Origin of the sequence: Paenactinomyces guangxiensis (assembly GCF_016055185.1) — a bacterium.
GTDB classification, from domain to species: domain Bacteria; phylum Bacillota; class Bacilli; order Thermoactinomycetales; family Thermoactinomycetaceae; genus Paenactinomyces; species Paenactinomyces guangxiensis.
The window spans coordinates 206,753-227,963 of the sequence record NZ_JAECVR010000003.1 but is presented as its reverse complement, the minus strand read 5'-3'; the positions used below and the strand labels follow the sequence as shown (position 1 = coordinate 227,963).

The window sequence follows — 21,211 nt, the reverse complement described above, 5'->3', positions numbered from 1 at the left end:
TCTTGCCCAATAATCTTGAGTTAGTTTCCACTCTAATTCCCGAAAACTACGAATACGATAAAACACTTGGTATACAAGACATTTCAGGATTTCTGCATCGCTAAATCTCTTGGGTTTGCCGCGTCGCGGCAAACGATCCACAAAACGCATCATCAAATTATCAATACAATGAAAAATTTGATAAAGCGGATGGTTTCTTGGTGAAAGTCGTGGTAAACTCATAATAAATCCGCCTCCGTGGTTTTGATGATGGGTTGCGCTTTCATTTTAACCACAAATTGGCGGATTTTTCTATTTATGACGATTAATACAACAACCTCTATAAGGTCATTGTCTTATTGTCAATATCAGGCGTGTTGATTTACCAAAATTAAGGATAAAAATACCGGCTACATGCTTGTAGAAATTCATAGATCGTTTGGAGCCATTCAGCTGGAAGTTCCCTTAACCAAAGCTTTCGGAAAAAATCGATTCTAGAGATCGAACAGTAGGCTGGGCGGGTGTGGAGATACAATCACTGAACGAGAGCATAAGCAAGTAAAACCGCATAAAGCTGGCCATAGACAGCGTTTGGAGTGGTTCCGAACAACCGAGTTACATTTAGATGCTGTTTAATCCAACGAAAAAACAGCTCCAGTTGCCAACGAGCCCGATACAGGTCGGCAATGACTTCTAGCTTCACTGGTAAATTAGTAGCTACGTGAATGATGTTCCCTTCTAAATCTACAAAACTCACAATTCGAAAGCGGTTCTTCGTCTTCACAGAATCCGTTCCGACATAAGCCATTACATCGCCTACGATATTTGAATGGGAATCGATAGAAGGAAGGGATTGTGTTTCTTGAAATCACTGTATTTTTCTTTAAGCGAATCACAAAAAAATGGTTCTCCTCTTGAAGTGAATCCATTCGTTCATACTTGGAATATCCGCGATCACAAATAAAAATGGCGGTAGATCCCGTTAGCAATTGGGAAGCGACTTCGGAATCATGTTGCAACGCAACTGATTCTTCCACTTGTTTTGGAAGCAAGCTAGTCACATCGAAGGAAACATGCAATTTGACACCTGCTTTTTCATCCCGATAGTAAGCCCATGGGAGCCTTCCGACTCCTACTGTCATCGTAGTCGAATCAGTGGCGAGGATAGGTAAATCCAGTTTTCGAAGGGTGCTTCGATTACATTTGCCCAGAAAAAGATGAAAGAGTTCTTTGAAGAACGAATAAGGAACTTCTGACGCTTTCTTCGAAAGCGTGGAATAATCTACTGCTACGAGATCCGTATGTGATTTCATTTTGTCCTCGCTATCCCGAAAACCACTCCATTTTTCTATGGAGGAAGCGATCCAATACTTCAACAATTCCTGAACTGTAAACTTTCGCGCTGGGTTTCGATAATCTACCATTTCTAGTATTTCAGAAATCTCTTTCCTGCAAATAAATGATTGTAAAGATCGGAAAAGAGTGTTAACTTGTTTCATAAAGACACCTCTTTTCTGGTTTTGTGGCAACTTAACCTTTAAACAAAGAGGTGTCTTTTCCTTTTTTCTTCCTATTGATGGCTAATCAACACGCCTGTGTCAATATCATGTTTTTGCAAGATTATGGGAGAACGTTAAGATAAAGACGGATTTCACTACTGGGGGCACCTCAAGCACAAACAGCCCATACTTTCACGTGTTTTTGGCGGCATAAGTCAAACAGGGAGACAAAGGCTTCCTGTCCACCGACATCACAATTGCCGACCTGATTGCCCACAAATGTGATATCCACCATGTATTCTCTAAAAACTACTTGAAAAAGAACGGGCTGTCCAAAAGAAAATACAACCAAATCGCCAACTACGTATACATGCAGTCGGAGATCAACATAAAGGATCGGAGACAAGGCACCCCATGCGTATTTTCACACTGCCCAATTTAACGGGGAAGCGTAAAATATGGCGGGATTAATGTGATGGAGGCTTTGCAGAAAAATTTGAAGATGAATTGTATTCCGGAGTCTATTTTTACGATGGAATTAGAGGATTATGAGGAGTTTTTGAAAGAGCGTTGCGGGTGATGGCCGGAGATGATTAAGAAGTATTATTTTTCGTTGTGAGTTTGGTTTTGGGACAAGAGATATGGAAAAAGTATATATTTGGAGGGACTTAATACTAGATCTGTGATTAATCAATCTATATAGCTTAATAGGGGGTACGAAATGCGAAGTCTACCAAAATATAATAGAAGTTTTTCAAAAGAATTAAATGTAGTAGTGCTAGGCTGCACAAGTTTTGGTGATATTGTATAGATTCCAAGGGTGGCTGAACTAAAACAAACTAACCTTTGCTTAGAAGAACTTTTGAGGTGTAGCAACTTGACTAAGGATGATAAACTATACGTTAGCGAGTGAACTAGTATATAGAGAGGTTGTAGCATTTCATAACATTATCCTAACTGAGATAGAAGAGAATTTTATCAATAGTAGACCGGAATTAAAAAACTGGAGGAAAGATGTATGTAAGGAAAAAGTTTAGATCTATATTGAACGTTATTTATGATACCAAAAAATACAGCTCCTTTACGAATAACTCTATTTATCCAAGGTTGGATACATATTTTTATACAAGTTTCTTGAAATGCTTTATGGGTTTCGATTGAACAGTAGTCATATTTTAAATACATATAAACAAGGGGGCGTATATTATGATTTCCGTTTTACAGACATGTCAACCGCGCTCAGAGATCCTAGCGGGAACATTTAATCCAGAAGTATTTACTGCCTCACTTAGTCCTATTATTGACTTCTACAGAACAGGACGTAGCTCCATTGACAATATTTATACCAATGCACAACAGTTTTTTGAGGAAGCAACCTATCCCACGCAGGGGCTGAAAACCACCTTAACGGAAGTTTTCAGCCGGATTTCAGGGGATATGACCATTCCAGCTATTCACCGTCTGGAAACGGCATTTGGTGGGGGAAAAACCCATACCTTGATCGCTTGTACTCACATTGCTTATCAGGGCAAGAAATTGGGAGAACAGATTGGAGAGATTCTCAATCCGAATCTTCTGCCCGAACCGGGTTCCGTATCCGTCGTTGGTGTTGCAGGGGATGAAATCCCGGTACATAAGTCAAAAGGAAAAGATCTCATTCCTTATACACTCTGGGGGGAGATCGCATATCAAATCGGTGGTGAGTCTCTTTACAAAGAAGTAGAAGAAGAGGCCGCTTCTTATGCCGCGCCAGGCCGCACCTATTTTGATAAGGTATTTGGCGGAAGAAAAGTTCTTCTCATGCTGGATGAGTTGGCTCAATATGCCGCGCGTCTGGAAGCTGCACGTCCGGATGGTGCGAGCCAATTGGCAGCATTTTTAATGACACTGCATGGTTATGTCCGAAATCACCCAGGGATCGCCATTGTTTTGACACTTGCCAGTTCGACGGACGCATTTGCCAAACAAACCGAACGTTTAGCCGAATTGATCACAGCTGTTCGCGGAGAAGAAATCACCGAAGATGATGCGGTGGGAATCAGCGAAAAGGCAATCAAGGATATCACCAGCGTGGTGGCTCGGGATGCGGTTCAGGTAACACCTGTGCAGGCAACCGAAATTTCTTCCGTTTTGGCGAAACGGCTGTTTGTCTCCGTAAATCGATCGGCAGCAAGAGAAACTGCAGAAGAGTATATGGAGATGTATCGCCGAAACAGTAATCTGCTTCCGGATGAGGCCGCCAGTGAGCGATTCCGCGATCGAATGTTGGCCAATTACCCGTTCCATCCCACTTTAGTAGATTTTCTGAACAGAAAATTGGCCGAGGCCGAAAACTTCCAAGGAACGCGGGGAGTGCTTCGCGTTTTGTCTCTCGTCGTACGGAGTTTGTGGAAAAAGCAGATTGATGTTCCCATGATTCATACCTGTCATCTGGACCTCCGGACCGAACGGGTTGTTAATGAGGTTCTTGGGCGGACGGGGAGTTCCGATCTTTTACTAGTGCTTAATGCCGATATTGGCAGCGTGGACACCGAATCGTTGGACGGAGGACTCAGCAACGCAGAGCGAGCAGATCGGAATAATCCTCATCCAGAGGGGCATCCGCTGTTCGAGTACACTTGGAAAACCGTATTTCTGCATAGCCTAGTGGGCAGGGATGAAGGGATTTCGTCCAAGATTTTTGGGATTACGGAATCGGAGGCATTGTTCAGTGTCTCGTTCCCCGGCATGACGCCGCCCCAGGTCCGCACCGCCTTGGAGGAGATCACCGAAAGTGCCTACTATCTCCGCTTTGAACAAGGAAAATACTACGCCAGCGACGAACCTACGATTAACAGCATCTTGGCGCGCATTCGTAATGGAGTGACTCATTCGCAAGTGAAAGGCTTGCTTGAAGATATGGCACGGAGGATTATCAAGGCTGACAAAAGCGGATTGTTCCATGTCGAACATGACGTTTCCCAACCGGACCATCTGCCGGATGAAAAAGGAAAGCCGATTCTTGGAATTGTGTCGCCCACAGTGGAAACGATCGATATTGAAGCCATGGTGACGATGAAGGGATCAAACCAACCGCGTATGCAACAAAATCTGATCTTCTTGCTAGTTCCTGAAACGGTCAAGATCGGGGAGACCAACCCCAGTCTGGAATTGTTGCCGGGACAGGGAGCCAAGTCGCAGGATGTTCGTCACCGATTGGAGGCCATTGCCCGGCAAGTTCTGGCGATGCAGGATCTGACAAAGAAGCCGCAAAACTTCGGAGTTAATCCGAAGCGGTTGGAAGAGAGTGGCTTCAGCAACCGGAAGGCAGAGCGGGAGCATGCGCTCATGACCGCTGTTTCGGACATCTATACCAGCCTGTATTATCCGTCTACAGCCGGGCATATTGTCCGTAAGGAATTCAAAACAACCGGCGGGGAAAGCGGGGCTTCCTTCATCGAACTGATTCGGGCGGCACTCATCGAAGCCGGAGAGTTACTTACCGAGCAAAACAACAACCGGTCCGACCTTATCAACCTCAGCAAATTGTTTTTTGAACGTGGGGACACAGTCACTGTGGAAGAGCTAAAACATTCTTTTGCTTGTATCCGCAGTTGGCCAGTGCTCGCCAATGAGGGGATTTTGGAACAACTGATTCGCGGTGGAGTACAAAAAGGAGTCTGGTGTGTATTTCGTATGGACTCTCCTGATCAATCACGACCAGACGAATTTTATCACGAGAAAAATGATGTACCAATGGGTGTAAACCTGATGTCGGCCTCATATGCGCTCATCACTCTTCAAGGCGCTAAACGGCGGGGGTGGTTTGATGAGCGGAAGGTTGATCCGGAGGTGTTGAAGCAACATATTTATGAAGTAGTAAATAAGGAAGGAAGCGTAAGTGTTCAGCAGATTGAAGAGATCGTTCAGCAAAACGTAGGAGAAGTGACGCGCAAAGAGCTGGATGACACCGTTGTTTCCTTATTAAAAGCTTCTAAGCTCTATGCCTGCCAGAATAAGGGGGATACTTGGAATAAGCCCGACCTGATCTCGGGTTCAAAAGCATTTCAATATGTCCCGCTGTCCCATGATGTTTTGGTCACCAAAGCCAAGGCAAAGGAAAACGGCTGGATTGATGATGATCGATCCAACCGCATCCATATTCAAGGGAATGAAGCTCTCGAAAAAGTATTGCCTCTTCTTCGACGGATGGGTAGTCTCTATAACAAAGGCGGCAAAACAAAGATCGATTTTCTGGATCTGTATTTCAGGATGCCAGCGGGTGGAGCGTTGAGAATTCAGTTGGAGGATGCATCCCCGCAAACCATTAAGTCACTGGGAGAATGGTTTGAAGTACTTGATGGAATTGTTAAAAATGGGGAGCAAGCAGAGGTTGAACTCGATATCGCGGATCCGGCCGAAGATTGCCCCTTTGTGAAGGAGTTGAATAAAAAGTAGGTGAGGTAGTCGTTATGGTCAATCAAATCACTGCACAGGACTGGGAACTGGAACGGGACTTTCAGCACCGTATCCTCCCGGAGTTGGATCATGCTCCTTGGGTTCTCCGACTGACGGAGTACAAGGACAAACCAGCTCCTGTTTTGGTTATTAAGAAACGGATTTACACAGGTGACAGTCCTTATGGGGGTGAACAGGCTGAAGGCAAATCGATGCTTAAAGACCAGGGGCTGCTGTATGGTCAGCCCCTGCGCCGCTGTTTGCCAGCTCTCAGAAAGATTCTCAGCAGGGTAAATGATGTTGCAGGAATTCCCTTGGAACTTCAGCGATTTTTTAACAAAGACCGAATTCAATACCGCGGCAACTTGCCTCTGGATGAAGAATCTGGAGCCAAGCTGGCGCTCATTTTCAAATTGCAGGAGAGGGTCGCCGACCTGGACCGCGTTGAACTGATGGCCTGGCGAGTGGAGCGATTCAGCAGGGAAGAGGCGGTCTACTGGTTTACTCGTGCAACTCAGTACGGTGAGGCCGCCAGCCGCTGGGCACTGGCCGGTATGAGAATCATGCTGGGCGGACAGCCGGGAGACGAAGAGATTCAGCACATGTTGACTAAGCTACGTAAATAGAGAAATGGGAGAGGAGAAAATGACAACTCAGAACCAAACAAGAGCGGAAGTCCGATTCATTGAAGCGGGTTTTCCCTGTCACCAGGTGGGGGCGGAGACTCAGCGAGAGAGAGGAGCTAGTTCGGCGCTTCCGCCACTCTATTTTCTTCATGTCTGGTGGGCAAGACGGCCTTTGACTCCCAGTCGGGCGGCAATCTTGGGATCACTGTTGCCGGCCGGAACAAATCCGGACTGGTTCCTGCGCCAACTTGGGATAGAAAAGGTGCAAGCGATCGTGAATGGTGTGCCGTGGATACTTGATGATAAATTAATAGAACGTGTAGCGAGAGATGAATTTGGTCAAGAAACATTGGATTTAGATGCGGTTGTTTATCGAGCACTTCAGCGAGAAAAAGCGACAAGGGCTGAACATAGGAAATTGATCGCTCAGATTGTAGATCAGTTCCCTCATGTGCAGGATTACTCTGCAATTCAAAAATGGCAAACTCTGAGTCAACCGCTCCCGGAACCCTTTCCGGTAGAGGGTACCAGGCTGAGAGTTAAAAGAGTAGCAGCGGACCCGGCCTGGTTCAAAGAGTTGATGGAGATTGCTAAAAATATTGGAGTCCGTGTTCCTAATATGTATGGATATTCGAGGGCATATACCCGTCAACCTGAGTGGGGCGATTCAAATATTACTGTAATGGATCCTACTGCGGGAGGCGGTTCTATTCCCTTTGAAGCGTTAAGGCTTGGATACCGGGCAATTGCTAATGATTTGAATCCTGTTGCAACGGTTATCCAATACGCTACGTTGGATTATCCTGCTCGCTTCGGGAAAAATCTCAAAATGGAAATTGAAAATTGGGGTCAAAAACTGATTTCAGCTTTGGATAATCGGTTGAATGAGGTATTCCCGCGTGTATTTCCTTTGCCAGAAACCGAACGAATGTTTTTGAGAGCTCATTTGACGCAATTTCCTGAACTTGTATCACAATATGATCTGGAAGAGACGACCACCTATTTATTTGCACGCCAAGTCACCTGTCCACATTGTGAAGGAGAAGCTCCTCTCCTAAATACCTCTTGGCTATCCAAAGAGGGAGAGAAATGGACAGTTCGTATTGTTACGGATGGCAAGAAAAAAGGGGGGACAGTAAAATTTGAACCTTACCGTCTCCAAGGAAAGAAAGGTCCGAATGGAGAGAATCCTGATTTTGCTACCGTAAACAAAGGAGTTGGGCTTTGCATTCACTGCCGCCAGGCAATTCCATCGGAAGAAATCAAAGCACAGGCACGTGGGGAGTCTCCGCGTGGAACATGGAAGGATCGGCTGTACTGTGTCGTGGCAGTACGCTATCAGCCTAAACTGGACAAGGACGGACAACCCCAACGGTATAAAAGCGGTGCAAAAGCTGGGGAAATCAAGACAGAGAAAATCACGTTCTTCCGTGCACCCAATGAGCAGGATCTGAAGGCTTTGGAAGAAGCCGAGTTTCAACTGAAACAACGCTGGGATGAATGGGATCAGGAGGGATTGATTCCGACCGAAAGGTTTCCACAAGGAAATGATATGCGTCCAATAAACTATGGAATGAATCGTTGGTGCGATATGTTTACGCCACGGCAGCTGTTGGGGCAACTGACTTTGGTTGAGGAATTGAACCGTCTTAAGCCACAGATAATCGAAGAACTGGGTCAGGAGAGAGGCAAGGTGGTTGTCACCTATCTGCAATTTGTGATTGATAAATTGGTGGATTACAACAGTAAACAGACGCGTTGGCATTACGGACGTGGTGTATTGGTTAATACATTTGGCCGTCATGACTATTCCCTTAAGTGGACCTTTGGGGAGATGATCTATACAGGACCTTATTCTGGTCCGGCTTGGGCTTTATCACAGGTTTTAGATGCTTATCAGGGAATAGCGGAACTGGTGTCTCCGCTTCATGAGAAATTACAAGGAGCGCCCCCGCCTGTTACGATTCTCTATGGTACGGCGGCACATACCGGAGTGCCAGCTCGTTCCGTAGATTTGATCTGTGTGGATCCTCCTTATTACAACAATGTCCAGTATGCCGAGATGTCCGACTATTTCTATGTCTGGCAGAAGCGGACTTTATCGGACCTTTACCCTGATTTATTCGAGCGACGGCTGACCAACAAAACGGATGAAGCCGTGGCCAATCCGGCCCGGGATGGTTCCAATGCAAATGCCGCTCAACGTTATGAAGAACTGATGGGGGAAATCTTCGCCGAGTGTCGCCGTGTACTGAAAGATGAGGGCATCTTGACGATCATGTTCACCCATAAAACACAAGAGGCGTGGGAAGCGTTGACACGTTCCTTGATTGAACAGGGGTGGACAATTACCTCGTCGATGCCGGTGGAATCAGAAGCAGGTGAGTCCACGCACCAAAAAGGGATGGCCGCTGCCGCCAGCTCTATTTTCCTCACCTGTCGCAAAAGGGAGCAGGACAACCAAATGCCGGCGACCTGGACCGGATTTGGCGGCACCGGTGTGGCGCAGCGCATTCGTACGGCTGTTCGCGAAGGACTGAAAGAGTTTGAGCCGCTGAAGCTCAATCCCGTGGATGAGATGGTGGCGTGTTACGGACGGGCGCTGCAGGTGCTGTCAGAGCATTGGCCGGTATTGGACGGAGATGAACTTGTCACCCCGATCCGGGCAATGAACGAGGCCAGTGCCGTCGTGGCAGAGCACCAGATTAGCCGCCTGACGCGCGGGCGTCTCAAGGTAGAAGACCTGAACCCGGAAGTGGCGATGTCGTTAACGCTCTACGGCATTTTTGGGCTTAATGAATTCCCTTATGACGAGGCATTGAACTTGTCACGCTCGTTGAACATCGCGCTGGAGATGCGTCCGGCAGGATACAGTGTTCAGAATCGGATGGTTGGAATCAACGACGCCAGCAGGGGCCGCAGCATCCGTGGTACAGATGCGGAAGATAGAGGCTTCCATGCGCCATTGGTACGCAAAGGTTCCAAATTGCGATTGGTAAAACCGGAAGAGCGTCATCCGAAGCGTTTGGGCAATCCCCAGACAGAGTGGGATCTGCTGCATGGCCTGATTCTTGCCTATCGGGAAGGTGATGTTCCAGTCGCTCGTGCATACTTGGCACAACATGCGAAGGAGAAAGGGCAGACCGTGTTGGACCTTTTGGCCGTCTGGACAGCGGAGATGACAGAGGAAGAGCTTCGGCGGGAAGGAGAAGCTATCCTGTTTGGCTTGAGATAAAGAATCACCGGCGGATCATAGATAGGAGGAACATCATGACCGAGATAAGAGAGAGTAGGAACAACCAAGGACTGAGATCACGCGAGTGGCTTCTCTCTTACAAGACCTCCTCCACCATGATCGGAGACAGGCCAGTCAATATGTTACATGACTTTTACATTCCGGCACTCAACCGCGCGGTTCGCTATGACCGCGTGGCCGGGTATTTCCGGTCCACTTCTCTGGCAGCAGCTTCCCAAGGATTTTCCGCCTTTGCCAATCGAGGTGGAAAAATGCGCCTGATCGTTGGTGCTAATCTGGAACCGAACGATGTAAAAGCGATCTTACAAGGAGATGCAAAAAGACTTTCGGAAAAGCTGACTGAAGAATTGGAACAGGCGGACTCTTGGCCGGAAGGTGTTCGTAACGGTGTGACATTGTTGGCCTGGATGGTGGAGAAAGGATATCTGGAAGTTCGGGTGGCTTTTCGGCTGCACAAAGATACCGGAGAGCCGATTTCCTTTGATTCGATGGAAGATGGTTATGTTCACGAGAAGTGGTTTGTGTTTACCGACGAATATGGGAACCGGATGTATGGAGCCGGATCGCTCAATGAGTCCAAAACCGCACTACATCTGAATGCGGAGAATATTGATATCCATTGTGACTGGTGGGGAGAAACGGATCGGAAAAGAGTCGATGAAGCGGCTGAATCATTTGAAACTCTCTGGGAAGGGAAAGTTCGTCATATACGCGTGCTGACTCTTCCGGAAGCGGTTCGACGCCGGCTGGTTCGGTTTGCTCAAGACGTGAAAAGGCCGCTGGAAACCGACGGAACCAGCCAGATTCCCGAGCCCTCGACAAAAGCGGAAAAGGTTCAGCCGGATGGAATTCCTTCCGCGCTTGAGCGGCTGAAGTTCGCCGTGTTACGGGATGCACCCAAAATGCCGGGTGGGCGTTATGTTGGGTTGGAAACGGCACCGGTTGAACCGTGGCCCCATCAGATCATGGTTGTGCGTCGATTAGTGGAGAACTGGCCGTATTCTTATCTGCTGTGTGATGAGGTGGGTTTAGGTAAAACGATCGAAGCGGGACTGGCCATTCGTTGTTTGCATTTGGCGGGATGGGCCAAACGGATTTTAATCGCTGCCCCTGCAAGTTTAACCACCCAATGGCAGCGTCAGCTTGCCTCCAAATTATTGTTGTCTTTTGGCCGGGTGATGACACCGGGAATACGGCATCACTATATCTTGCCTGTTGAGGAGGACTTCACTTCTGGTTCGTTTTATGAGCCGAATCTCGTCATTGTGTCAACCGGCCTTATGTCGCGGCGGGAGAGGATCGAGCAACTGGAAATGGCTGAAGAATTTGACATCGTTTTGGTGGATGAGGCCCATATGGCCCGGCGGAAAAACCCTTCCAAAGGAGCAGAGGCCCATCCCCAGTTCGGCCATCTTTATACGACGATCCGGGATCACTTAGGTGAACGGACGCGCAGTTTATGGCTGGCCACCGCTACACCAATGCAGATTCACCCAGTAGAGGTCAGCGATTTGATTGCCTTGACTAATCGGGTGGGAGCATTTCAGTACGACCCTACATTAACCATGAAATATTACGAAATTCTTGGCAGATTGCTACAAGGAGTGGAAATTGGTTCTACTGATTGGGATTTCCTACGACAATCCATTTTGGGAATCCAGCGTCAGGATCATAAATATTGGGAGTTTTTATCCGATGTGGTTATAAGCGGTCGGATTCGAAGCGATGCTCGCCAGTGGTTGGAATTTAGTAGGATTCCACGTGGTACCAGAAACCAACAACTGATGTCCCGGATAATCTTCAGTGCCTCACCACTGTCCCGGGTGATGCTCCGACATACACGTCAATTGCTTGAGATTTATCGGGAAAATGGTGAACTGCAACAAACCCTAGCAAAGAGGCAAATCCGTGACCTTCCTCAAATCCGTTTTAATGCGCTGGAGCGGAAGATCTATGATCAGTTGGAAGAGTACTGCAAAGGTCTGGTGGAACAGGTCGGCTCCCGAGAAGAGAACAAGCAGATGATCAGTTTCCTGCTCAGCTTCCTGCGACTTCGATTTGCTTCGAGCTTATATGCATTTCAGAAAACAATCGAGCGGCGTCTCAAGAGAGTGGAAGAGACGCTTCGGCATCAGTACAAATCCAATGGAGAGGAATACGATGAGAGTGGAACGGAAGATCTTGTCTTTGACGATGAAGACGAGGAAGACCTGGGGATCACTGGAAAATTATTGAAAAATCGGACGCCTGCTGACCTGCGCTGGGAGCAAGAACGGCTCAAAAAAATGCTCGAAGACATGGAAGAGTTACACGGTCAATCTTCCAAGATGCTGTTCTTACTTAGGGAGCTGGATAACCGTAGGGACCGTTATACGAGAAGAATTCGCCAAACAGTTATTTTCACCAGATTCTACGATACGCTGGTAGATATCGTTCAGCGTTTGCAAAGAGCTGATGCTGAAATGCGAATCGGGACATATTCTGGACAGGGCGCGGGTTATTATAATTCGCAAGCCCAAAAATGGGTGATTACGGAGCGGGAAGAGGTAAAGGAACGATTCTTGCGCGTTGAGATCGATGTCCTTGTCTGCACGGATGCCGCAGCCGAAGGATTGAACCTTCAGACCGCCGATTTACTCATTAACTATGATCTAGGATGGAATCCGATGAAGATCGAACAGCGGATCGGCCGGATCGATCGGATTGGGCAGAAGCACGAAGTGGTCCAAGTACTGAATCTGTGCTATGTAGACAGTGTGGAGTCCATCGTTTATGGCCGACTGCTTCAGCGATTGAAGGATGCCAACCTAATCGTGGGTACACAGCAACTTTCCTTGCTTCCGGTAGATCTACAGGATTTTCAGGAACTGGCTCAAGGAACGTTGACACCTGAAGAACTGGAATCCCGTGTTAGAGAGCGGATTGAAGAGCAACGTAAACATTTGGCCTATATGGAGATCAATCCAAAAGACCTGTATGAGATCTACAAAAATATGAACGGGTTCCATCAGCGTTGGCAAGCTCCGATCAATCTTCAGTCCATTTGGTCAACGTTAACGGAATCCCGATATCTTCAGGAATTGGGATGTAAGATCCTTGATGAAAATAACCTCATCTTTGAGATCAATAATGTGGATGGAGTTCCTGATGGAGCCGTATTAACGGTATCGAGAGAACTCTATGAGACGGGTCTCCCTGATGGCAAAACCCGTGTGCATTTTGCTTCATATGGTGACCCGTATTTCGATGCGATCCTTCGTAAAACAGAGGAGATTGAGCTTCCCGGTTGCGTCAGGAGAATCTCAGTAGCCATCCCTGATCTTCACCATGCAGAGATAGTTGGGTATGCGGTTCTATGCACTAGGGAAGATGGAAGTCGCGAAGTGAGGTTTATCAAAAAGTGGAATGATTTTACAGAAATTCGTCTTGCCGAAGGAGAGACTCTTTCCGAGTCTGAAATCGAACCTCTTCGCCGGCAATTGTACCTTCAAGCGGTCGAAGAGTTCGGGTTTGCTGCGGCGGTGAAACGAATTGAGGAAGAAAACCTTCGTGCCGCAATGATTCAAGAAATGATGAATTTCTTGACTGGCCATCATCTGTTGGAAGAAAGGGCAAAAATCGCGGGAAGCAAGGTACGGTTCGGCTCAGTCCTTCGCGATGTGGTTGCTTTGGTTGAAGAACGCAAAGAGGGAATCCATATCGCTGATATGCCAGGGGATGTGCTGCGTCAAGTAAAGGATGAAGTGCTGTTCCCGTTCAATGTTCCCAAATCTAGCAATAAGGTCACGGTTTTGGTACCTCCTCTTTTCTGTCTGACGTCAGTGGATTCTATTAAACGCATGGTGGATCGAATGAAGAGGCAAGAAAAAGATATCAAGTTAAAAAGTATTATAACCAGCTTGAAACGAGAAGCTAAAAATCGAATAGACTCGATTGTTTAACGGCGTTTTTATAATGACTACATATGCTTTCAAACGATATGCGCTAATGGTACTTACACTACGCTGATGAAGCTAGCGTTTCCGCCGTAGATGTAATTGACCTTCTAACAAGTTTCTAACAAAACTTCTAACGAACTGTGTTTTCATTGGTTACTTGTGATTGATCCATATTAGCGAAACAATTGAAAATTATTGTTGGTGGTTCCCCCTTATTAACATATGGCCCGAGTCTGGTAGTGTAGAGGTCAGCGTTCGACCCCGCTATGCTCCACCAAAACGTCAAAAGCGCTGATATGGCGCTTTTTTTTTGGACATCTCTATATAGCTCCTTAAAAAGACCGTATTTATCAAAGAATCAACAAATGCTAAGTTAATTGATGTTTTCTGTTGAGATGGGAAAGCCGAAAAATGCAGGGGAGCTGAATTTATCTTGCATAAAACAGAAGCCGTAATTGATGCTCTATCCGCCCCACTTGGACTGGATTGTCACAATTAGTCTTATAAGGATCAATCTCCAGCGTTCCAATCTTCAATTATTTTGTATCTGCTTCTTATGGAGCAAATTCATCTTCGCTTGTTCTTTTATTTAAGGAATAAGGCAATCTTCTTTTGCATCTGTGTCCAGTCGAAAATTTTGACCTACTTTATCATCTTATTCATGAATAGATCTCACACATTAAGAAAAAAGTTCACCTGCCATAAGAATATAAAAGCTCCCCTAAAACTGAAATCAAATTTCTCCAAAAAACGAATAATAAATATTGAAATTTATTGACTTATGTGTATATAATTTCAAAGTGAATTTTCTACATTTTTAGGACAGGTTAAAGATTAGGAGGTCACAGTACTTGATAGAAAAATACCATACCCCGTGGCTCTCAATTTGGATGAATCCAAAACAAACCGTTCGTTGGATTTTAGAAAGTAATAAAAAGACTGTTCTATTGATATTATTATTTGGTTTGGCAATTAATTTGGAAAACTCCTCTCTACAATCACCAGGGGACACTTTAAGTCTTTCTACTATTCTGTTGTTAGGCATCATCTTTAGTCCACTTTCCGGGTATATCTTTGTATGGATTACTGCATTCTTATTTACCATAGCCGGCAAATGGCTAGGCGGCGTGGGTGAATGGAAGCAAGTAAGAAAAGTAGTAGAGTGGTCAAGTATCTTTTATATTGCATCTTTGATCATTACGTTATTGGAAATTATCCTTCTTGGCAATGAGTTTTTTCAAAGTACACAACCCACCCTGGAAAACAGCATGTTTTTGTCTGTATTATTTTTAATTTTATATACGTTGCAACTCGCAATATTTGTTTGGTGGGTGGTATTTTTAGTGATTGCATTAAGTGAAATTCACGCTTTTTCCTATTTAAAAGGATTTTTCACCTTATTTATTTCATTGTTGTTAGTTGTGTTATTTAATGTGTTTATCTTTCTTTTCCTCATGATTTTCAAATAACAGGGTGACAAAATGATAAAGAGAATATTATTACTATTGTTTAAGTTGCTCATTTGTTTAACTGTCCTCAGTTGTTCTTTTGTGGGACAGAGTTATGCAGATCCCGGCGGCAGCTTCGAAGTGCCTGAGGTCAATGACGATTTTGACAAAGGAAGCCCTCATCGGAACACTCAGCCAAAAAAAGAAGAAGATCAATCATTCCGATTCAGCGATGTGTTTATATGGTTGGGCATAGCTGAGAATGAAAAAGAGGCGGATCGAACCTTAAGCGCGGTCGTCGATTGTATTCCCATCGCCTCAACCATAAAAAGTATCATTGATTTAGCTTCTGGAAAAGATTCTATTTCCGGAGACGAACTGGATGCATTTGATTATGTAGTGTCAATATTGGGGATAATCCCATATGTAAAAATAGTTAAGTTATTTAAAGGTCCTTTGAAAAATGCATGGGGATTCATCGAAGGTTTTTACAATAGCTCAAAGAAAAAAATAGTGGGATTCCTTGAAGAAGTATATAATGATGGAAAGAATTTATTAAAGGAAATAAACAGAAAAATCGATGACTTAGCGGCGCAATTAGATTTTAGCCCGAAATTACAGCCAGCCGGTGGCCCTTCGCATATACCTCAAAAACCTGGGGTAAATAAGATTGAGGGAAAAAATAATGGTGGGACTAAGGGGACAGATAACACTGAACTTGGAAGTGTCACGGGTTATAAGTTTAAAAAAGGTGTAGATTTAGACTTTAGAGGAACTGGAAAAACTTATAAGGATGCTTTGGACGAAGCATTCAAAAGAACTGGTGTACCAAGAGAGGATTTCATAGTTACCAAGTGGGGAAAAGATGCTAACGGGAAATCGTTCCCAGTTGAATGGAGAGCAAAGAATGGCGCTGAAGTAAATATCGATACCGGACATACCAAGAATGGACCAGATGTACCGCATGTAGGATACCAGACCGGAGGCAAACGGGGTAGTGGTGGAGCAGTGCGTGGACATATATTAGTAGATAGTGTTCCGGTCAATCGATAAGATTTTTGGAGGGCATATGTGGAACATTAAAGAGCAAATAGTTTCAGCCGCACAATCAATGAAAATTGAAGTTAAGGAATTGTCCGTATCAGAAACAAAAAACATTTTTCATCAACTAGCTATAAAATATGCAGATGGAAAGAATAGATTTCCATTATGGGAGCATCTAACAGTACAATTAGCTGTTAACAATTCTGATGCATGGCGATGGATTGGCGAATATATTGCTGATTCAGAAGCATTGTTACTATTTAATCCCACGGATGAGAAATCATCTTTTGCCATTGTAGGTGGCAGTAATGTGGTTAAGATTCTGTCTGAAATGTTTAATGTGGAATTTTATGTAACTAACAAAGCATTTGATTATTTATTTTGTTTTAATCATCACGATGTACTGATCGCTTCTGGTAACTCCATTGAGTGGTTAAAAAAATATAAAACACCACAGTACGATAGATTTTTACAATAAAGTTTTGCCTGGACGGTTGTCCAGTCCGGATAATCGTCTTTTATTTACAGGCTAACGGAAAATAGCCCCCACCTGTTCGGCAGATGAGGGCTATTTTCCACTACCGTCAAACCGTGGAATTCAAACGCAACATAATTGTCTAAGATTACGAGGCTCATATGACATTGATTACTTTTCATGTAGGCGATGCTAATAACTTTGGGGAATAAATCATCCCCGATAACATTCCTTCACTCTTTCTGAAGTAAGCTCTGTATGAATAATATTTTGTCTGCCTATTAATCTTTCTAAGACCTTAATTGCGGCATTATGGCTTTCCTTCCCGCCATTTGAAGCGGAGTAATAGCTTAAAACGATTGGGTGGAGATGATGTTCAAATAAATCAACCGCCGTTTTAAGTACACAACAATCCGTATCGATTCCTAAAATAAATATTTTACTAATATTATTTTCTTTAATATAGAGAAGCGTTTCATCATTTATTGCCGTATAAATACCTTTCTTAAAGACAGTTTTAGCATAAGGCTTAATTTGGGGATGGAGTTCCTGCTCTAAGTCAGAAGACAACCGTTCCCAGTTAAGGTACTGTCTATAGGGGCTGCCTTCTTCATTGATAAAGTAAGCTGGATTCAAAATGGCTGGAATTCCTTTTTGCAAATAGTCAGGTAAATACGTAAATGATATTGTCTGTTTTATTTGTTGGATCGGAAAGAAGAAATAAATAGACATAACATAAGATAAACCATCGTATTCCCAAGACGGTAATCCTGATACACGCATTTTTTTATTAGATGGGGATAAGACGCTTCTAATTTCATTAATAACTTTATGAATTGCTAACGATTCAGAGTATTTCCCCTCCAATATGGAGTGATGACAGTCTTTGCGGTCTTTTAAAAATTTAGCAGCAAAGCGTATATCCTCTTTATACATCATTGTTTTATCCTTTAAAACAAATACACCAATACCCGTATCAAATAAATATAATTCTAGTTTGTCATCTTTTCCATATATAGATGCAATGATGGGCTCCCTGGAGAGAATCGCCTTTTTCCGTTCATCTAGTTCTTTAACCAAATATTTATTTTTCAAATAAAGATGGATCTCTTTCCTTTCTTTTGGAGATAAGTTAACTCCCAAATCAAAAGGGATAAATCTTAGCGGTTTCACTCTAAGTTGACTAAAATCCATGCATCAAGCCCCTTTCATGGAATTCCCTCTCATGTCTATATTATTATTATTGTCTGATAATATCTATATTTATCAGGTTTTCAGTGAAGATTTGTACTGTTTAATGAAAAAATAAAAATAACACCCTGTTAAGGATGTTATCTAAATAAACCTGCAATAATTCCTTTAAATTCTTAATCAGTTTATAGTATCGTCGTCATTCTCATCACCGGTAATTTGAGTCACTAGAGGATTGAAAAGGAAAAAAACGGTCGGACTTGGCATGCTGTACATGCTATACTTCATAAAAATCATCCTCGTTTAAAATCTTAAGTTCCTCAATTAAAGAGACAATCCTTTCATTACATTTGTAAAGTTCTTCATTATATTTCATCTTAGCAAAACAAGTTGACAATTTCAATAAGGCTGAAAACTGTCTTTGCTTGAATCCATGTTTTTCTGAAAGGTCTGCGGCTTCTTGATAATATGGAGCAGCTTCATCGTGTTTATATTGTTGACATAAGTAATTCCCATGTACAATAAGAGCTTTTGCAAGCCGAAAAACATCAGAGGTTTTTCGTCCAATTGCAATTGCTTTTTTAAGATGATCGTCTGCTTTTTCCCAACTTTCCTGAGTGGTATATAAAATCCCCAGGTAAGTGTGAGCATCTAAATGTCTGCGTGGATAATTAAAGTCTTGATCCAACTTGAGGACCATTTCAAACCGTGGAAGGGCCATATCAAGCTTTTTATCTTTAAGGTAAACACTTCCTGATACATTAAGCAGGTCAAGGTGTTGAATTTTAAGCCAATTTCTACGGGCGATTTCGATTCCTTCCTTGCAAATAGCGATTGCCTCTTCAAACTGTCCACGTTCACGTAAGAGAATAGAGCGATACTTATATAGATTAAGTACAACTCGAATGCTGTTAATTTGGGGAATAGATGGCCAAAGTTCATTTAATACCTGTGATGCGTGATCTAACTGGGATGATTTTATCAAGTAGAGAATTTTGTTGTCCAACAAAAAATACTTTATTTCTTTTCTTTCTTTTGACTCGTTGTAGTTTTGCAACCCGTGTTTGACATATTCAAGTGCCCGGATCAAATCATTTTGGTGGTAGCTGCAACTGCTTAATTGATTATAGCAAACGGAAACTATATTGTTTTCGGATTCAATCTGGTGTTGTTTACATAAGCGAAGAGCTAGTTTAAAATATTTGCTCGCTTTCTTCTATTCTTTCTTTTTATAGATATAACGTCCTTTCAAATACATAAGAAACGGAGCCAACGGATGGAACTCATCCAAGTGAATCAGTTTCAATTCCTCATTCGCTAATTCCAAATACCCATTGTTTAACATGCTTTCAATACAGTCCAATCGGAATTTTAAATGTTCGATAAACTCCTTTTCCTTTTTGACCAGTTCGTTCAATTTCCCGCCGTCAAGCCCCAGTTTGTTTAACAGATAATTGAATGTATCATCTCTGACAACAACTTTGCCGCGCTCGACATTGCTGATCGTCCCGTCAGAAATATGTAAATCGGCTAAATCCCTTTGTTGCAGCCCTTTATCCAGCCGTGTTTTCTTAATAATGTAACGAATCAATCCATCGTACAGATGATTCTCCATTCTTTTTACCCCCAAACCCTGATTTTAATATCCTATTATGGCATAAAATGGGGGAGGAGGAAATAGAATATTCCGTTTAAATGAATATTGTTTAAACAGTACAGTCACAGGAGAGGAAAACCTGCGTAATCTCGTTGTTAATCCCAGGAAACGCATCTCATCTAAAAAGGTAAGTTAAAATACCAAAATATTGAAAAAATTTAATTGATCATACTATAATTTAATCAGGCGGGAGATATCGAACTCACAGATCAATGACATGGTGAGAGCATGGGAGGAGGTTAAAAGTTTGCAAAAAAATCAGCTTAAAGGCTGGGCGGATCTACAACAACGCCGTCAAATCAAGGCAGTGAAGAAAGAGGTTCAGGCAAAAGGTTTGCATCAAGAAAGGATCACTGGCGGCGTATATGGCCACCCTTATCACCGGATCAAAATTGTCCGACTTGAAACGACTGATGGCAGAGAGGTTCACATCCCGCTTAAAGATCTTATTCAGGCCGAAATGGAAGACGGAGTTACCATATTTTCCGGCAGAGTGGATGAGAAACTTGCTCTGGGAGAGAGGGGAGGGAAGAGATTTGGGACAAAAAAAGGGTTTGGCGCGAGGTGAGTCGGACACCATCAAGAAAGGAGAGGCTGTGGGGTTTGTTGTCTATGTCATGGCGAAACTGGGCTATTCCCGGCTTCAGATCGAAGAGGTCACCCGGGAGTTAAGAAGCTGCTTCAATATGAAGTGCCGCAACTATGTGTTTGATTCCAATTTGACAGCAGGGAGGACAGACAGGATAAATCTGTTGCCGACCATTGCCGAGCAAAACAACAAGAAAGACAGGTAGTGAAGTTTTATGGAGATCGGGATTGGAGAGTTTAGATATACAAAACAAAAAAAGAATCCCAAAAAGGGACTCAGAAAAAATAACACGTTACATTCATGATACCATTCTCTTTGCATAAGGGAGAGCACTATGGAATACATTCAAGGAATAAAAAACTGGATCGGGAATTGTCCGGATCTCCTTGTCGGGGCCCATGTACTTGTGATTAATGAAAAAGGCCAGTTGCTTTTACAAAAAGGTGCAAAAGGTACATGGGGCTTGCCCGGCGGTCTTTTAAAACGGGGGGAGACGCTGGAAGATACCGCACGCCGCCAAGTGTTTGCACAAACGGGGTTAGTCATCGGTGAACTCCGTCTCGTTCGTGTTTTCTCTGGAGAGAAATACCCGGCTGCAAACGAAAGTGAAAAGTATATTGTGGCCACTGTCTATCTCACCCGTGATATTCAGGAGAATGTCAAATCCGATGGAGTGGAGTTTAAAGAAATAAGCTACTTTGATTTCCAAGAACTCCCCGAAGGCATAGATTTAAGATTTCAGGATGTGATTCAGGAGTTTAAAGAACAAATGCTTTGTGTTGGTGTTTGAGCCGTTGACAGGGGGAAAGCAAACGATTTATAGAAAAGGGATGTTTTCAAGAGCATCCCTTTAAATCTTTCTATTCAAATAATTTAAACTTAACTTCAACTGAGACCAATTAATTAGCCTGAAGACAGGTTTCGATCCGGATTCTCATACACCTTCAGACTTGTTCAAAGCTCCCTCCTCAGATAAATTACAAAAAATAAACATTATACCACTAATGTACCATAAAGGGTGTTACTTTTTTGGAATAGGGATTTTTGTATAATAGTTTTGACGATTTCTGAG

Annotated in this window: 16 protein-coding genes and 1 pseudogene; 10 read left to right on the top strand and 7 right to left on the bottom strand. The window is 43.7% G+C overall.

Annotated features, from left to right (window positions below; genetic code table 11):
- The 4 genes and pseudogenes from I8U27_RS20520 to I8U27_RS20915 all read right to left on the bottom strand — a co-directional run.
- Nucleotides 1-222: pseudogene (locus I8U27_RS20520) on the bottom strand (hypothetical protein); the annotation flags it as partial.
- A gap of 292 nt (nt 223-514) precedes the next feature.
- Nucleotides 515-787, bottom strand: a complete 273-nt coding sequence (locus tag I8U27_RS20920; RefSeq protein ID WP_258567812.1) for a transposase — start codon at nt 785-787, stop codon at nt 515-517.
- A complete protein-coding gene (locus I8U27_RS21270) occupies nt 690-1,292 on the bottom strand; it encodes a transposase (RefSeq protein WP_374057948.1) in 603 nt (200 codons plus the stop codon). The genes I8U27_RS20920 and I8U27_RS21270 overlap by 98 nt, the downstream gene beginning before the upstream one ends.
- A gap of 355 nt (nt 1,293-1,647) precedes the next feature.
- Nucleotides 1,648-1,770, bottom strand: coding sequence for a hypothetical protein (locus I8U27_RS20915; RefSeq protein ID WP_258567811.1), 123 nt, complete (start codon nt 1,768-1,770; stop codon nt 1,648-1,650).
- A 914-nt stretch (nt 1,771-2,684) separates the two neighbouring features.
- On the opposite strand from I8U27_RS20915, the gene I8U27_RS05455 reads away from it, so the two are divergent.
- The 7 genes from I8U27_RS05455 (at nt 2,685) to I8U27_RS05425 (ending at nt 16,705) form a co-directional block, all read left to right on the top strand.
- Nucleotides 2,685-5,915 carry an ATP-binding protein gene (locus I8U27_RS05455; RefSeq protein WP_181754673.1) on the top strand — a complete coding sequence of 1,077 codons (3,231 nt, stop codon included), beginning with the start codon at nt 2,685-2,687 and terminating at the stop codon, nt 5,913-5,915.
- 14 nt (nt 5,916-5,929) lie between these two features.
- Nucleotides 5,930-6,541 carry a DUF7680 family protein gene (locus I8U27_RS05450; protein ID WP_181754671.1) on the top strand — a complete coding sequence of 204 codons (612 nt, stop codon included), beginning with the start codon at nt 5,930-5,932 and terminating at the stop codon, nt 6,539-6,541.
- A 19-nt stretch (nt 6,542-6,560) separates the two neighbouring features.
- Nucleotides 6,561-9,776 (top strand): DUF1156 domain-containing protein, encoded by a 3,216-nt coding sequence (locus tag I8U27_RS05445; RefSeq protein ID WP_181754668.1) that lies wholly within the window; start codon nt 6,561-6,563, stop codon nt 9,774-9,776.
- Nucleotides 9,777-9,811: 35 nt separating this feature from the next.
- Nucleotides 9,812-13,738 (top strand): helicase-related protein, encoded by a 3,927-nt coding sequence (locus tag I8U27_RS05440; RefSeq protein WP_181754666.1) that lies wholly within the window; start codon nt 9,812-9,814, stop codon nt 13,736-13,738.
- Nucleotides 13,739-14,586: 848 nt separating this feature from the next.
- Nucleotides 14,587-15,204 (top strand): YIP1 family protein, encoded by a 618-nt coding sequence (locus I8U27_RS05435; protein WP_181754664.1) that lies wholly within the window; start codon nt 14,587-14,589, stop codon nt 15,202-15,204.
- 12 nt (nt 15,205-15,216) lie between these two features.
- Complete coding sequence (locus I8U27_RS05430; RefSeq protein WP_181754662.1) at nt 15,217-16,236, top strand: polymorphic toxin type 47 domain-containing protein; 1,020 nt, start codon at nt 15,217-15,219, stop codon at nt 16,234-16,236.
- Between the two features lie 16 nt (nt 16,237-16,252).
- On the top strand, nt 16,253-16,705 hold the full coding sequence (locus I8U27_RS05425) for a DUF6756 family protein (protein WP_181754660.1): 453 nt from the start codon (nt 16,253-16,255) through the stop codon (nt 16,703-16,705).
- 210 nt (nt 16,706-16,915) lie between these two features.
- Here the strand turns inward: I8U27_RS05425 and I8U27_RS05420 are convergent, their stop codons facing one another.
- The 3 genes from I8U27_RS05420 to I8U27_RS05410 form a co-directional block, all read right to left on the bottom strand.
- Complete coding sequence (locus tag I8U27_RS05420; protein ID WP_181754658.1) at nt 16,916-17,896, bottom strand: isochorismatase family protein; 981 nt, start codon at nt 17,894-17,896, stop codon at nt 16,916-16,918.
- Nucleotides 17,897-18,170: 274 nt separating this feature from the next.
- Complete coding sequence (locus I8U27_RS05415) at nt 18,171-18,950, bottom strand: tetratricopeptide repeat protein (RefSeq protein WP_181754656.1); 780 nt, start codon at nt 18,948-18,950, stop codon at nt 18,171-18,173.
- Nucleotides 18,951-19,109: 159 nt separating this feature from the next.
- Complete coding sequence (locus tag I8U27_RS05410) at nt 19,110-19,508, bottom strand: helix-turn-helix domain-containing protein (RefSeq protein ID WP_181754654.1); 399 nt, start codon at nt 19,506-19,508, stop codon at nt 19,110-19,112.
- Nucleotides 19,509-19,797: 289 nt separating this feature from the next.
- On the opposite strand from I8U27_RS05410, the gene I8U27_RS05405 reads away from it, so the two are divergent.
- The 3 genes from I8U27_RS05405 to I8U27_RS05395 all read left to right on the top strand — a co-directional run bounded on the left by I8U27_RS05405 (nt 19,798) and on the right by I8U27_RS05395 (nt 20,929).
- Complete coding sequence (locus tag I8U27_RS05405) at nt 19,798-20,118, top strand: hypothetical protein (RefSeq protein WP_181754652.1); 321 nt, start codon at nt 19,798-19,800, stop codon at nt 20,116-20,118.
- A complete protein-coding gene (locus I8U27_RS05400) occupies nt 20,087-20,344 on the top strand; it encodes a hypothetical protein (RefSeq protein ID WP_181754650.1) in 258 nt (85 codons plus the stop codon). The genes I8U27_RS05405 and I8U27_RS05400 overlap by 32 nt, the downstream gene beginning before the upstream one ends.
- Before the next feature lie 129 nt (nt 20,345-20,473).
- Entirely contained in the window at nt 20,474-20,929 is a 456-nt protein-coding gene (locus I8U27_RS05395; protein ID WP_181754648.1) for an NUDIX domain-containing protein, read from the top strand.
- Nucleotides 20,930-21,211 lie beyond the last annotated feature (282 nt).

What these genes read in the sequence shown, in the direction of transcription:
- I8U27_RS05450 (WP_181754671.1), top strand. Translation starts at nt 5,930, where the DNA reads ATGGTCAATCAAATCACTGCACAGGACTGGGAACTGGAACGGGACTTT.
- I8U27_RS05410 (WP_181754654.1), bottom strand. Translation starts at nt 19,508, where the DNA reads ATGGAGAATCATCTGTACGATGGATTGATTCGTTACATTATTAAGAAA.
- I8U27_RS05455 (WP_181754673.1), top strand. Translation starts at nt 2,685, where the DNA reads ATGATTTCCGTTTTACAGACATGTCAACCGCGCTCAGAGATCCTAGCG.
- I8U27_RS05420 (WP_181754658.1), bottom strand. Translation starts at nt 17,896, where the DNA reads ATGGATTTTAGTCAACTTAGAGTGAAACCGCTAAGATTTATCCCTTTT.
- I8U27_RS05425 (WP_181754660.1), top strand. Translation starts at nt 16,253, where the DNA reads ATGTGGAACATTAAAGAGCAAATAGTTTCAGCCGCACAATCAATGAAA.
- I8U27_RS05395 (WP_181754648.1), top strand. Translation starts at nt 20,474, where the DNA reads ATGGAATACATTCAAGGAATAAAAAACTGGATCGGGAATTGTCCGGAT.
- I8U27_RS05445 (WP_181754668.1), top strand. Translation starts at nt 6,561, where the DNA reads ATGACAACTCAGAACCAAACAAGAGCGGAAGTCCGATTCATTGAAGCG.
- I8U27_RS20920 (WP_258567812.1), bottom strand. Translation starts at nt 787, where the DNA reads ATGGCTTATGTCGGAACGGATTCTGTGAAGACGAAGAACCGCTTTCGA.
- I8U27_RS21270 (WP_374057948.1), bottom strand. Translation starts at nt 1,292, where the DNA reads ATGAAATCACATACGGATCTCGTAGCAGTAGATTATTCCACGCTTTCG.
- I8U27_RS05430 (WP_181754662.1), top strand. Translation starts at nt 15,217, where the DNA reads ATGATAAAGAGAATATTATTACTATTGTTTAAGTTGCTCATTTGTTTA.
- I8U27_RS05440 (WP_181754666.1), top strand. Translation starts at nt 9,812, where the DNA reads ATGACCGAGATAAGAGAGAGTAGGAACAACCAAGGACTGAGATCACGC.